Source organism: Pelistega suis, assembly GCF_013133795.1.
Lineage (GTDB): Bacteria > Pseudomonadota > Gammaproteobacteria > Burkholderiales > Burkholderiaceae_B > Taylorella > Taylorella suis.
In genome coordinates this window covers 238701-253248 of the sequence record NZ_JABGBN010000001.1, presented here as the reverse complement: position 1 = coordinate 253248, position 14548 = coordinate 238701, and the positions used below count along the sequence as shown (strand labels likewise).

14 protein-coding genes and 1 tRNA gene are annotated in these 14548 nt (G+C 39.8%); 3 read left to right on the top strand and 12 right to left on the bottom strand.

What is annotated here, in order from left to right:
- Positions 1-21 precede the first annotated feature (21 nt).
- Positions 22-1038: a UDP-glucose 4-epimerase GalE gene (gene galE / locus HKX39_RS01270; protein WP_171679496.1), complete on the top strand. Its 1017-nt coding sequence runs from the start codon at positions 22-24 to the stop codon at positions 1036-1038.
- Positions 1039-1040: 2 nt separating this feature from the next.
- Complete coding sequence (locus HKX39_RS01265; protein WP_171679495.1) at positions 1041-3614, top strand: hypothetical protein; 2574 nt, start codon at positions 1041-1043, stop codon at positions 3612-3614.
- 16 nt (positions 3615-3630) lie between these two features.
- Here HKX39_RS01265 and HKX39_RS01260 read toward each other — a convergent pair whose 3' ends face one another.
- The 7 genes from HKX39_RS01260 to rfbB form a co-directional block, all read right to left on the bottom strand.
- Positions 3631-4122: a hypothetical protein gene (locus HKX39_RS01260; RefSeq protein WP_171679494.1), complete on the bottom strand. Its 492-nt coding sequence runs from the start codon at positions 4120-4122 to the stop codon at positions 3631-3633.
- Positions 4123-4180: 58 nt separating this feature from the next.
- The gene (locus tag HKX39_RS01255) at positions 4181-5092 is read right to left on the bottom strand and encodes an AAA family ATPase (protein ID WP_171679493.1); all 912 of its coding nucleotides are present in this window, start codon (positions 5090-5092) and stop codon (positions 4181-4183) included.
- Positions 5082-5654, bottom strand: a complete 573-nt coding sequence (locus HKX39_RS01250; protein ID WP_171679492.1) for an AAA family ATPase — start codon at positions 5652-5654, stop codon at positions 5082-5084. Before HKX39_RS01250 ends, HKX39_RS01255 begins: the two co-directional genes overlap by 11 nt.
- A gap of 73 nt (positions 5655-5727) precedes the next feature.
- Complete coding sequence (rfbC, locus tag HKX39_RS01245; RefSeq protein ID WP_425500261.1) at positions 5728-6261, bottom strand: dTDP-4-dehydrorhamnose 3,5-epimerase; 534 nt, start codon at positions 6259-6261, stop codon at positions 5728-5730.
- Positions 6258-7163: a dTDP-4-dehydrorhamnose reductase gene (gene rfbD / locus HKX39_RS01240; RefSeq protein ID WP_171679490.1), complete on the bottom strand. Its 906-nt coding sequence runs from the start codon at positions 7161-7163 to the stop codon at positions 6258-6260. Before rfbD ends, rfbC begins: the two co-directional genes overlap by 4 nt.
- Positions 7160-8047, bottom strand: a complete 888-nt coding sequence (gene rfbA / locus HKX39_RS01235; protein ID WP_171679489.1) for a glucose-1-phosphate thymidylyltransferase RfbA — start codon at positions 8045-8047, stop codon at positions 7160-7162. Before rfbA ends, rfbD begins: the two co-directional genes overlap by 4 nt.
- Positions 8048-8056: 9 nt before the next feature.
- On the bottom strand, positions 8057-9121 hold the full coding sequence (gene rfbB, locus HKX39_RS01230) for a dTDP-glucose 4,6-dehydratase (RefSeq protein ID WP_171679488.1): 1065 nt from the start codon (positions 9119-9121) through the stop codon (positions 8057-8059).
- 91 nt (positions 9122-9212) lie between these two features.
- Here rfbB and HKX39_RS01225 point away from each other — a divergent pair, with 91 nt between their 5' ends.
- On the top strand, positions 9213-9728 hold the full coding sequence (locus tag HKX39_RS01225) for an exonuclease domain-containing protein (protein WP_171679487.1): 516 nt from the start codon (positions 9213-9215) through the stop codon (positions 9726-9728).
- Between the two features lie 2 nt (positions 9729-9730).
- On the opposite strand, the gene HKX39_RS01220 is transcribed toward HKX39_RS01225, so the two are convergent.
- The 5 genes from HKX39_RS01220 to ribD all read right to left on the bottom strand — a co-directional run bounded on the left by HKX39_RS01220 (position 9731) and on the right by ribD (position 14548).
- Entirely contained in the window at positions 9731-10975 is a 1245-nt protein-coding gene (locus tag HKX39_RS01220; RefSeq protein ID WP_171679486.1) for an O-antigen ligase family protein, read from the bottom strand.
- Positions 10976-11058: 83 nt separating this feature from the next.
- Positions 11059-12654 (bottom strand): inorganic phosphate transporter, encoded by a 1596-nt coding sequence (locus HKX39_RS01215; protein WP_171679485.1) that lies wholly within the window; start codon positions 12652-12654, stop codon positions 11059-11061.
- 26 nt (positions 12655-12680) lie between these two features.
- Positions 12681-12768: transfer RNA gene (locus tag HKX39_RS01210), tRNA-Ser, on the bottom strand.
- A complete protein-coding gene (locus HKX39_RS01205) occupies positions 12768-13382 on the bottom strand; it encodes a riboflavin synthase (protein WP_171679484.1) in 615 nt (204 codons plus the stop codon). The genes HKX39_RS01210 and HKX39_RS01205 overlap by 1 nt, the downstream gene beginning before the upstream one ends.
- A 32-nt stretch (positions 13383-13414) precedes the next feature.
- Positions 13415-14548, bottom strand: coding sequence for a bifunctional diaminohydroxyphosphoribosylaminopyrimidine deaminase/5-amino-6-(5-phosphoribosylamino)uracil reductase RibD (gene ribD / locus HKX39_RS01200; RefSeq protein ID WP_171679483.1), 1134 nt, complete (start codon positions 14546-14548; stop codon positions 13415-13417).

Below are 14548 nucleotides of genomic sequence, written 5' to 3'. Positions count from 1 at the left end.
CTATAATTAATATAATAGATAATGAACATCCTCGTCACTGGCGGAGCCGGCTATATCGGCTCACATACTGTTGTTGAGCTACTTAATAATAATCACTCTGTTTTTATCTTAGACAACTTCTGTAATAGCTCACCTAAAGCCCTATCAGCAGTAGAAGCTATCACTCAACAAAAAACCACCTTAGTTAAGGGTGATATTCGTGATAGAGATTGCTTAGACAAGACCTTCAATCAACGTAAAATTGATGCCGTGATTCACTTTGCAGGTCTTAAAGCGGTGGGCGAGAGCGTACAAAATCCGCTGATGTATTACGACAACAATGTTGCTGGTACTATTACCTTATTAGAATCGATGCAAGCTGCTGGAGTACATCGTATAGTCTTTAGTTCATCCGCAACTGTTTATGGCACCCCTGCTATTGTGCCAATCCCTGAAACCTGCCCTACATCTCGCCCAACCAGCCCTTATGGGACATCAAAACTGATGGTAGAGCAAATTCTCGAGGACTTTGCTAAATCAGCACCAGACTGGTCAATTGGCATCCTTCGCTACTTCAATCCTATTGGTGCACATCCTAGTGGTTTAATTGGAGAGAACCCCAATGGAATTCCTAATAATCTAATGCCATTTATTACACAAGTCGCTATTGGTAAATTACCTGAACTCTCTGTGTTTGGCTCTGATTATGAAACACATGATGGGACTGGGGTGCGTGATTACATCCATGTAGTTGATTTAGCGATTGGACACTTAAAAGCACTAGACTTTTTAAATCATTCGACAGGATGTCATATCTGGAATCTAGGAACAGGTGTGGGTTACTCTATCTTAGATATTGTCAATGCATTCCAAAAAGAGAATGGCATCACAATTAACTATAAACTCGCCCCTCGTCGCCCTGGCGATATTGCGGCTTATTGGTCTAATCCAGAAAAAGCCACTCGCGAACTAGGTTGGCAAGCGCAATATACACTAGAGGACATGGTCAAACATAGTTGGAACTGGCAACAAAAGAATCCGAATGGGTTTGAGGGGTGATTATGATTGAGCTTATTGAAGAATTACTACACAACCATCGTTACAAGGAAGCAATTCCTAATCTAAGCTGCTTGCGTAGATTACTACAATACCAATTTAAGACTCGTCCTTCAGAAGAAGACAACCTCTCTCTATTTAATACCTACTATTGGTTAGCTTACTGTCATTTTGAATTAGCTAAAAAAATCCTTCATCGACAAAATAGAAGGCTCGCCTTAGCAAAAACTTATTTAAAAAAAAGTCTAGATTACGCTTATCAAAACCACATCCTATCAAACAAGTTGCAATCGCAATACAATATCAACTCCCTATTAGGTCAGATTACCTATACTGAAGCGACCACACTCAATAAGTCACAACAATCCCATCAGCTTTTAGATCAAGCACATCAATATTTTGAAGATCTCGTATCTTTAGCAGAAGCGATTAAAGAGTGTAACAGCAACCAACATATTTATACCTCTAACAATCTCAGTACTTACTACTGGCTTTATCAAACCTTTTTAGCTAAGGCTAGAAGCAGTACCAATAACGAGGAACAAACATTTTTTTTCGAAAAAGCTAGAGAACAATTAAACAAGAAATTAAGTTTTTCTAACAATATCTCGAATCCCATCGATATGATTCATGAGCAAATCAAGGTACATCACCTATATGCTCACTGTTTCTTCTTGCAAGCGGATACCTATGAAGATGACAATAAAATTATCTATTTACAGAAAGCACGCTCCTCTTTTCTAACATTTTTATCCCTTGCAGAAACACTAGAACAACCTGGAGATAACGTATCTCAAGCAAACTCTTGGATAGGTCGATGTTTTTTAGAAGAGGCTTTATATCTTCAAAATAACAATACTCTAAACATTATCCATCATGCAATACATCACTTTAAATCTCAGCTACAAAGTGCAAAAAACGAAGGATTAACTATAGAAATAGCCCGTGCTAATTTTTGGTTAGGTTGTGCATACTTCGCTAAAATGCAGTTTCATCACATCCCTGAAAAACAACTAATCTATTGCCAACAAGCAAGAGAATTCTTTAAAAACTCTGTTTATCACCTTGCAGAAGACTCCATCAAGCATCCAGAAGAAGAGGTCTTAGCATCATTAAACATGCTCAGCATAGTGAGTTTTATGCAAGCAAGAACACTATCTAACAAGCAAATCGCTAAGAGTATACTGGAAGACACGATTGCTTTTTTAACTCAACATAACTTAGAAAATTCCAATCAAACACAAAATGATTCACAAGCAACTTTCCTATATCATCTAGCTGTATGTCAAAAGGATCTTAGCCAATATGTTTCAGATAAGGAAGTAAAACACAATCTTCTTTGTGATGCATTAGAAAACTGCAAAAAAGGAATTTCTCTACTAAGTGAATTCAATCTTACAGATGATGAACTTTTGCACATAGAAGAGGTTTTTACCCTAAAATATCAAGAAATACTCTTTTGTTTAGAGCGTTTTGATGAATACTTTGAATCGAAAAAACAAACTATCCACAACAAACTATTTAACAATCAATCAGAAAAAATTAAGTTTACCGATGTATTAAGCAGCATTCTTGCTGTATTACACATACTCCCTGCAGAGTTAGACAATACACCTATCGCGCACTATACCAGCCCCGCTGTAACGGAAATCCTCTTAGGAATCCAACAGTCTAGGCAAGATTTACGAATGAACAGTGCTACCTATATGAATGATCCTCAAGAAGGGAAAAGTCTTCTTTCTCTGTTAAACCAAACTTCCAGTTCCATAAATCAGTACACATTTTCTCATCGCCGTTTAGCATTTTTTACCTGTTTCTCAACAAGAGTAAATGACTTAAATCAGTTCCGACTTTATGGAAAAGAAAATGGTGTAGAAGCATCTGGATGCTGTTTAATATTTAATAAACATGGGAACTGGCTACGACACCCAAACATCCAAGACTCCTACTTCCAAGAGGCTCCTTCTTACAGAAAATTAGCCACTCTTGTCTCTACTGATAATATACTTAACAAAATTAGCGCTGTCAGGACACCACCTATTGCCCCCTCACTATATCAAGTGGTCTATGTAACAATGATTGATGAATATACCGATACCAAGAAAATTAACTTTGAACTTAACACTCATAATCAAAAATTGTTTGGTATTACACTCAGACAAGTTCATTCAAGCAATGCATGGCAATCTCTGCGATTAAATCAACTAAAAATAGCATTAATGCAATTAGAAAAATACTTTCACCAGCAGCCTCTTTCTTCTGATGACTATCAAGCATTAGAATACATACGTTACCTATTTAAGGACTTCGCTTTTATTGATGAAGAAGAATTCCGAAGCATCAAACTTTCCAATATTTCATCAAAAGACATTCAGTATTGCAACGTTACTAACTCTACCTTCCTAACATTTGGTGATGCCACAAAAATGGTGAATGAGGTAATTCTTGGCACCAATTTTGAAAAAACTCTCTCTCATAGAAAAGTAGAGGTTTTTCATCACCTAATGAGCAAAACAAATCCTCATATTAATGTTAAACAATCTTTTCTACCTATCAATGCAAACAAACCACTCTGCTAAAGTAGCAGTTAATATCTTAATTCACCCATCCAAAATCAATATCCCCTGTACTGTTCCTCAATCCTTTTCTGATCTCAGCGACTATGCCATGGGGCAAATGAAGTTTGCCTTGAGACCACTCTCGCAATTCAATATCTTGTGCTGGATTTATCGTTTTATTATTGATGTAAGAACGCTCATCTCTTTGCTGAGTTTTGTCTTCCGTATACGCCACATATGCTATCACAGAAATAGGACATTCCAGCCGCAAAATATGCATAATGGCAATTGAGGCTAAATACATCCCCATTAACTGTTCTTTAACGCGAGACCAATCTCTCCTTCTCAATTGACTCTTCATTTCTAATAAGTGCAATGTCAAACCATCATCATTAAAAACAATGAATCCCCCTTCTGCACATTTCTTATTATCCAAAGCCCATATTAAAGGACCTTGATGATTAGATTTCATCAATAATACGGGAGCCGTTGAATGAAAGAAACTTCTTCCCTTTCCTGAGTCAACCATCTCCTCTATAAAAAATGTTCCCTCCTCAAATGATACGTAGGATGCATTTAATAATTCATTAACTACCTTCTTTGTCCGTTGTAACTGCTGTGTCTTGTTCATCTTTACTCACTCTATCAAGGATTAAGTTAGTTTCTTGTAATAACTGAAACAACTCTTCATTAATTGAAGGTGCAACAAAGCCATACTCACCGCATTCAATACGTTGAACATTGGTTTTACCCTCTTCTACCTTAAAGTCATATAGTGCTACCTTTTCTGCTGATAACGTTTCATAGTCTTTAATTTGCAGTTGTTCTAATAATGCTTGGTCTTGCAATCGATTCAAAAGTACTAGGTTATTGATTTGCTGTAAAAAAGTATCGCTATGACTCGTGAGTAAAACATATGTTCCTTGATTAACCAAACCAACGATTAACTTTGCCATTTCCCTTTGCGCTGACAGATGTAAATGTGCTTCGGGTTCCTCAAAAATAACAAAACTCGAGTGATTATTAAGCTGATTATATTGAATAGATAATGCAGCCAGCTCCGTCACTAAGGATGAGCTAGCCGACAAAGGAAGGGAATTTTGCAATCCCTCTGGTTTAAATTCATAAATTTGCTTATCCGGATTGATGCAGATATTGCCCTCCATCAGCCGTGTTTCCAAAGGATTAATCAGCCCGTGATTCTGGTGATAACTGTGATAATGTCGAAGATCATTCAAATCCGCAACAAAACTCTTCAAAGGCATGGTTAATTCAGCATTATCTCTATTGATAGACTCTACTTGAAGACTCCATTGTTCATTGTTCTTCCGAAAGTCATTTTGCACAATATTATGGTAGCCAAACATTAGCCCTGTTCTTGCTGCTGGCATATACATCAGTCGAGTGAACTGTTTAGATAATCGATAAAAAACGGCAATTTCTATCACCTCTTTTATCAAAAAGTTCAATATCTGCTCACTGGTTGCACTATCTCTCAATACCACTACTCCTAGGGAACAATAACTCATTGATGGCACTAGACAAGAATGTATATCCCTGCCGATAAGTCTCTGTTAAGAGAAAATTAATATCCAATTGTGTACCAGTATGCTCTTCCTTATCTATCAATAAGTGATTCTTCTTAACTACTCGGAAATATACCCTCAACGGCCCTAAAATCTCGTTACGTAAGTAAAGAGTAGCCTCTTGAAAAACATCAGCATTAAAAGTTCTCTTAAGTAGTTCGGAGAAACTTTGCTGAAGATGGCTATTAACCTCATAAACGATGTCTTCCAATTCCTGCAATGAAATGCTTAACTCTGTAGTGGATTCATTCGATAGTGTTTTTAATGTTGCATAAAACGCATTTTCAAGATCTTGGTAGGTTTTTCTCGACAGAAGCTGTCTCGCGGTCTGCTTTTTGATATATGAAATCACTGTCCATAATGCCGTTGCAGCATAAGTCTTGCCACTACCATTTTTACCAATAAAAATCGTTAAAGGTTTTAATTCAATATCTGCCTTTTGAATCTTACCTATATTGGCAAAGTTAAAATGCATAATCACTCCAGAAAGAATTTCATCGTATTAAGTGTACGGATTTTTAATTTTATATACCACCCCTATGCTATTATTATCCTAGCAATTTTCTCCCTTTTTTATCCTTCTCCGACAAAACTGGCTCTCCATTCAAAGGCCAGTTAACCCCCACCATTTCATCATTCCACAGTAAAGTATGCTCTGCACTAGGGTTATAGTAATCTGTGCATTTATAGAGCAACTCAGCCACCTCACTCAATACATAAAACCCATGCGCAAAGCCTTCAGGTACCCATAACTGACGTTTATTCTCAGCAGAAAGAGCTTCCCCTACCCATTGCCCAAAAGTCGGTGAGCTTTGACGCAAATCGACTGCCACATCAAAAACCTCTCCCACCACCACACGCACCAATTTCCCTTGTGCATTCTCCGTTTGGTAATGCAGTCCTCGTAAAATACCTTTTCTTGATAAGGAATGATTTTCTTGAACAAATACTCGATCAGCGACATGCTCTCGAAACCATTGGTCACGAAAAGTTTCCATAAAAAAACCCCTTTCATCACCAAAGACTCGAGGTTCTAGTAGCTTCACATCGGGGATGCTTGTATCAATAACTTTCATTTCTATTCCTGTATCTTCTTTTTATAATCACTGATTACCTGTTGTAAAGCAGCTTGCCAATCACTCGGAGCGATACCAAAGTCTTTTGCAATTTTATCTAGCGCTAATCGTGAGTTAGCAGGGCGTTGTGCAGGCGTTGGATATGCTGCACTCGAAATAGCGCTCACTGTCGGTGCTTGCTGTAACACGCCTTGAGCCACTGCTTCAATAAAAATTGCCTTAGCAAAATCATACCAACTCATATAAGGTATTCCTGTGAAATGATATATCCCACTCTTTATCCTAGAACCATCCGTAAAGTATCGCTGCAATATCACTAAAATAGCATTAACAATATCACCCGCATAGGTAGGTCCACCCAATTGATCATTGACGATATTGAGATGAGTTCGTTCTGCCCCCAAGCGCAACATGGTTTTCACAAAATTATGCCCATATTCGCCAAATACCCATGCTGTTCGCAAAATAATATAAGCAGGACTCTCTGCAATAACAGCCTCCTCTCCCAACCACTTACTACGCCCATAATGTGTGAGTGGTGAAGGCTTATCTTGCTCTACATAAGGAACATCACTATCACCACGAAAGACATAATCCGTGGATAAATGCACTAATAGTGCATCATGTTGTTTGGCGGCTTGGGCTAAATACTTAACCCCCTCCACATTAACCTGCATCGCCTTATCCACTTCGCTTTCTGCTTTATCGACAGCCGTATAAGCCGCAGCATTAATCACCACATCTGGCTTTACAGTAGCCATCAGCTGCTTAACCAATGACTCGTCCGTGATATCAAGTTCCGTTCGATTAAAAGCGAATAACTCATATTGAGTATCCTCCCTCAATCGCTGATATAACCAAGTTCCTATCTGCCCATTAGCCCCTGTGAGCAACACACGCTTTGTCATCGCTTACCCTGACCATCACACAATAAGCGCAAAAGATATTGTCCATACTCATTCTTAGCCATTTTTTGCGCTTGTGCCATCAACTGCCTATCACTCAACCAACCATTACGCCATGCAATTTCTTCTAAACACGCCACTTGCATATTTTGAATATTCTGTACTGTTTGTACAAATGCAGCTGCTTGATGCAAACTCTCTTGCGTTCCTGTATCTAACCAAGCAAACCCTCGACCAAGTAACTGTACATTTAAAGAACCATCTTGTAGATATAAGTCATTAATATCTGTAATTTCTAATTCACCACGGGCAGAGGGTTTAATTTTTTTGGCAAAATCAATCACTCGATTATCATAGAAATACAACCCCGTTACCGCATAATTCGACTTAGGTTGCTTAGGTTTTTCTTCGATAGACCGTACTCGAAAGCTTTCATCAAACTCCACAACACCAAATCGCTCAGGATCTCTTACTTTATAAGCAAAAACGGTTGCTCCTTTCTCAGCAACGGCTTCCGCTGCCTCTTTAAGCGCTACAGTAAAATGTTGTCCAAAAAAGATATTATCTCCTAACACCAGACAAACATTATCATCCCCAATAAAAGACTCCCCAATCAGAAAAGCCTGAGCCAAACCATCTGGACTAGGTTGCACAGCGTATTGCAACGATATACCAAAATCACTACCATCACCTAATAATCGCTGAAAAGCGGTACTATCCTCGGGAGTTGTAATAATCAATATCTCCCTAATACCAGCAAGCATAAGCACAGACAAAGGATAATAAATCATTGGTTTATCATAGACTGGCAGTAACTGCTTGGAAACGCCACGAGTAATAGGATACAAGCGAGTTCCGGATCCTCCGGCTAGAATAATTCCTTTCATGACCTCTCCCTAATTGCTATTACCTAAGCGTTCCAATCGATAAGAGACTTCTAGAATAGGACTCCACCAGTCTTTGTGCTGTAAATACCACTGTACTGTTTTACGAATTCCCGACTCAAAAGTCTCTTGTGGTCGCCAACCTAACTCCTTTGTTATTTTGCTCGCATTAATTGCATAACGTAAATCATGTCCTGGACGATCCTTTACATAACGAATTAAATCTTTATAGTATTTAACACCGTCAGGTTTATTGGGCACCAACTCTTCCAATAATCCACAAATCGTCTGCACAACTTCCAAATTCGTTTTTTCATTGTAACCACCGATATTATAGGTTTCACCTATCTTTCCTTGCGTAATAACGGCATACAAAGCCCGTGCATGATCCTCCACAAACAACCAATCCCTAGTCTGTGAGCCATCACCATAAACAGGTAAAGAGCAACCTTTTAGCGCATTTAAAATCATCAGTGGGATCAGTTTTTCTGGAAACTGATAAGAACCATAGTTATTTGAACAATTCGTAATGATTGTAGGTAAACCATAAGTACGGTACCAAGCACGCACCAAATGATCACTAGAGGCTTTAGAGGCTGAATAAGGACTACTCGGTGCATAAGCTGTCATTTCTGTAAATAAATCATCCGTACCACCTAAGTCACCATATACTTCATCTGTAGAAATATGATGAAAACGAAAAGCCAACTTTTTATCTCGTTCCAAACCCTGCCAATACTGGCGTGTCACTTCCAATAATGTATAAGTACCCACAATATTCGTTTGAATAAAAGCAGCTGGCGCATCAATAGCGCGGTCAACATGACTTTCAGCAGCCAAATGCATTACACAATCGGGCTGATAATGATGAAAAATCTGTTGCATACTTTGAGTATCACAAATATCGACTTGTTCAAAAGCGTACCGCTCATTATCAGAAACAGTTGCTAAGGACTGTAGATTAGCTGCATAGGTGAGCTTATCCACATTGATTACGCTATCTTTTGTGTGCTGAATAATATAACGAATAAGCGCTGAACCAATAAAACCTGCACCACCAGTGACTAAAACTCGCATAGAAGTCTCAAAAAATTTTTACTGTCATATCATACTTTAAGTATGATGCTAACATAGTAAAATAAAACAAGTTTCTTTTCATAGAATTACCATGTACTTTACTGCCATCGATATCGAACTTGCCAACCATCATCTATCTTCAATTTGTCAGATTGGGATTGCGGTATTTGAAGACAGTAAATTAGTAGAGACTTGGGATAGTTATATCGATCCAGTAGAAGACTTTAATCCTTTTAATACCAAGTTACATGGTATTGACGCATGGACAGTTTATCAAGCACCTAAAAAACACGAGATTATCGACGATTTGCGTCACTACCTTGACGGCCAAGCGGTGGTCTCTTACGGTCTTTTTGATCGACATGCGATTTATAGCAATTATCCAGATAGTTTTAAAACACACTGGTATGATGTCACCGCTATTGTACGTAAAGTGTGGCCACAATTTGATAAAGGAGGATTTGCTCTCAATAAGATGGCGACTTTTCTGGATATCCCACAAACTCAGCACCATGATGCACTTGAGGATGCCATTATCTGCGGTCAAATTCTCTGTGAGGCATTAAAGGTTTCTGGCAAATCACTTGATAAATGGCCACATAAGTAGGCTTAACCCGTCGATGCGCCTTTTTCTACGCGACGGATACCTGTCCAAAATATCGCCAAACTCACCAGATAATAAATCGCTCCTTGATTCGTCGTCAGGAAGATATTTGTCATACCAAACTCAACCCATGCGATAACCAACAAACTACCCATTAAGGCATAATAACGTATGTCCTGATGTGGATGGCGTATCCTTTTTACAAAGAAAATAAAAGGATAAAGACATAAAAAAAGCATCATCGCTACGGCAGAAATCAAGCCTGTTTTGACCGCCTTATCAACAAAATCGTTATGTGTATGCTTAAGTGCCGTCATATAGGGCTGCGCCTTCCCTTCTTGAACAAATTGGACTATTTTTCCTCGAAATTCATCTGTGCCAATACCGAGAATAGGATGTTCACGAATAATTTCCTCTGATAATCTAAATAACTCTAGTCGCATTCCTAATGATGTTCCTGCTGACGGATCATTCGGTTTGTATTTCTGTACTTCGGCAACAGCATGTCCAACTCGCTGGAAAATAGGGTTATCCGTCAGTCCTATCACCAGCATTGCCATAAAGCAACTTGCTAAAATGGATAATAGTAAAATCTTTGTTTTACCCTGGGTATAAAAGCAACCATATACTGTCAACAAGCAACAAGCCACAATAAAAAACAACCAACTGCCTCGTGCCCCCGATAAAATAGCTGCCGTTACACCACCTAAAATCCCCAATACCAAAACAACTCTTATAAATACACGTGAGGTTTTAGCAAAAAATATCAGACTAATTAAAGAAGCCACTGCTAACCAAGCCGCAATATACCCATAGCGAATAGGATATAAACCTACACGAGGCACCTTCAACACATAAAACTCATAGATTGAGTCTAGACCCATCGCCACACCGCCTAAACCAAAGGCTAAAATCAAATAGTTTCGGTTAAATCCTCGATAAACCAGCGCATATAAGATAGGAATAGTCAAAAAAACCTTAGCATCCAACTCATAATCACGTCCTGAATGTCCTGCAATTAAGTTCACACTAACACTCACCAGCACATAAGCTAGTAGCATATATACCAAAGATTTCTCTGATTTAAAATCAATCTCTTTTCGGTAGCGCAACACAATATAAAGTGCTGTTACCAACAGCAGCCCCACACCCCATGAATAACCTTTAGGAATAACCATCCCCAAGGAAAACAGGATAAATAACGCTAAATGAATAAAGAAAGAGGCATTAAATTTAATAGTAGGAAACATAAATTCGTGACACTAAAACAAAAAAACCGAACCCATATCATTGACATAAAGTTCGATTTTTAAGAAATTTGACGACAAATCAATTAAAAAACAGCCCTTAGCCCCAAAAACACCAACATCGCCATAATCGCAGCTGAAGGCAATGTCACCACCCAAGCGGTGGCGATAGGTTTCATCAACTGCCAGTTTGCATTACGATTGACAATCCCAATACCCAATACCGCACCGACTAGGATATGTGTACTCGAGACGGGCAAGCCTAGTAACGAAGCCAACATCACCATGGTTGCTGCCGCTAACTCTGCTGTAAAACCTGAGGCTGGGTGCATTTCGGCAAGATTCGTTCCTACGGTCTGGATAACTTCTTTACCGATAAACCATAAACCTACAATCAATGCAATACCAAAGGTAATCATCACCACGGGTGGAATACTGGCAGTACTCGCAATCTCACCTGTACGCAATACATCTAAAATAGCCGCAAAAGGACCTACGGCATTGGCGATATCATTAGCGCCATGGCTAAACGCAAAACCTGCCGCCGTAAATACTTGCATCCAACTAAAGATAATAAAAGTCGATTTAACCAAATCTTTATGCTTTAAGGTGCGTGCGTAAATATACGTCCCCATCCATACTAATGCACCCACCATCACCACAATCAAGGTGTTATGTAATGCACTCAACCCTAATTTAAGGTTATTCAGACCTTTAAATAAGAGCATAGCAGTAATCATCATAATACCGATACTCGAAATCATCGGCACCCAATGTTGTAATGCCTTGTGAGCACCAAGAGCATGACGGCGTTTTTCTAAGGCGTAAAGCCCTTTGTAATAATCGGATTCAAGTTCTAATTCTTCTTCTGTATTTTCGCGGTCACCATAGGTCTGGGCATCACGTGCCATGGCAGAAGCCACTTTTACTTTTTCATGCTCAGGTAACGCTTCAAAACGTGCACGATAGTCTTCTTTATGGGCTTTTTTCTCTTTTTTGAGCTCTTTTAGCTGAGCATCAACACGCTCATTGTAATCTAAGACATAAGTCTTAATCTGGCGAAACAGCACATACGCCATCAGACCGCCTAAAACAGGTGATAAGACCCAAGAAATAGCAATCTCAGCTATCTTTCCCCACTGCACCATATCCAAACTGCTAGCACCTGTATCGGCGGAAAGAAGATACCCCAAGGTCAATGAGGCACCGACAATACCACCAATAATGGAGTGTGTTGTCGAAACAGGCCAGCCTTTTTTGGTGGCAAATAAAAGCCATAATGCGGAGGCTAATAATGCCGCCATCATAATAAATACAAAATCAATCGGCTGAACATTAAGTGTTTGTAAGTCCACAATACCAGAGCGGATCGTCCGTGTCACCTCTCCACCAGCAATCACCGCACCTGATACTTCAAAGACCGCGGCAACCCCTAACGCTTGGGGTACCGTTAATGTCCCTGCGCCTACACTGGTACCAAAGGAGTTAGCAACGTCATTGCCCCCGATATTAAAGGCCATAAAGACCCCAAACAGCGTCGCCAACACAAATAAGGTTGGCGAGTTACCATGGGTATAACCCAAGCCCCAGATAATAAAATAGCCGACCATACCGATAAGTAAGGCGGCGAAAACAACGCTAGTAAATTTCTGGATACTACTGACTGATTGGGTGGTTGGCATCTGAAATCCCTATGGAACAAAAGTAATGGCGGATTGGGGGGGATTCGAACCCCCGATACGTTTCCGTATGCACGCTTTCCAAGCGTGTGCCTTAAGCCACTCGGCCACCGATCCTAATTTGCTAATTTTAACATTCTTTGCACATAACGTGCGATTGTATCAATTTCTAAATTAACAAGACTGCCCGCACGCAGATGTTTTAATGTCGTCACCTGAACAGTATGAGGAATAAGATTAATCGAAATAATACATCCTTTTTCATTATCCTCTACGCTATTGACCGTCAAGCTAACACCATTAATGGTCACAGAGCCTTTATACGCAAGGTAGATACTTAAATCTGTAGGCACTTGAATTCGTAATTGCTGCGATTCTCCTACGGGTTCAAAACTCACTACCTCAGCAATACCATCGACATGCCCTGAAACCAAATGACCATCCACGGTATCCGACAAGCGCATAGCATGCTCTAAATTAACTTCACCAATACTATCCAAACCTCGCGTTTTATTCAAGCTCTCACGCGAAACGTCTACTTTAAAACAATGTTGATCAAACTCTACCACTGTCATACATGCCCCTTGAATCGCAATAGAATCACCGAGTTTAACGCGACTCATATCAAAATCATTCGCTTGTACAGTAAGACGAACGCCGTCATTTGCACTTGTTCCCAGTGGACTAACGTGAGTGATTTGACCAATGGCAGAGATGATTCCGGTAAACATTTCTATTCCTTACGTATTAATAGGTAGCGTTATTATACAATGGCTTGCAATAAAGTATTCCAGCGCTCTTTTGCTCTTAAGCGCAAACGTAAATCTTGACCCACAGCTAACTGCTCTACCCATGTGAATTGCTTAACAGCACTCAAATCTGATAAAGCCGGAAGATTAAATAACGACTGTCCCGGTCCCAAGATTTTAGGTGCCATATAGATCAGTAACTCATCAATCAATCCTGCTTCCAATAGCGCACCATTTAATGTAGGACCTGCCTCTACATGGACCTCATTAATGCCTCGCTGCATCAAGACTTGCCATACTTCAGCTAAATCAATATATTCGCCTTTTTTAGGCAATACGATAACATCTACATTCTTTGCTTGTAGACGTACTCGCTTAGCAGAATTATCTGTATGGGTAAAAATCCACACAGGTGAACCATTAAAAATCTGAGCGTCTTCGGGAATTTGAAACTGCCCATCAATAACCGCTCTAATCGGCTGACGCTCGGTTGCTATGGCTCGAACATTGAGCAAAGGATTATCTTTTAGAATAGTCCCGATACCTGTCAATACAACACTACTACGCGCACGCCAATGTTGCCCATCTCGTCGAGCAGGCTCTGCTGTAATCCATTGGGAAACACCATTATTCAAGGCAACTTTACCGTCCAGCGAACACGCTAATTTTGTCCATGTCCATGGTCGTTGTGCAGCCATTCGGGAAATAAAGCCTGTATTAATCGCCAAAGCCTCCTCTGCCAGCAAAGGATAATCGACTTGAATGCCAGCTTCTCTCAGCTTGGCAATCCCTTTTCCACCGACTAAGGGGTTGGGGTCTAAACTCGCCACTACTACGCGCCCTACTTGATGTGTCACTAAAGCATCTGCACAAGGAGGCGTTCGTCCAAAATGACTACATGGCTCTAACGTCACATAAAAGGTTGACCCAGCAAGCTGATTAGCATACCCTCGATGTTTGGCATCCTGTATTGCCATGACCTCTGCGTGCGGGCCACCGACTTTTTGTGTAGCCCCCTCACCAATGACTATCCCATCTTTAACAATAACACACCCGACACGAGGATTAGGATCGGTTAAATATAAGACTTTTTCTGCCAATGCTAAGGCTCGGCGCATATACGCATGATCTTGTTCAGAAAACGACAT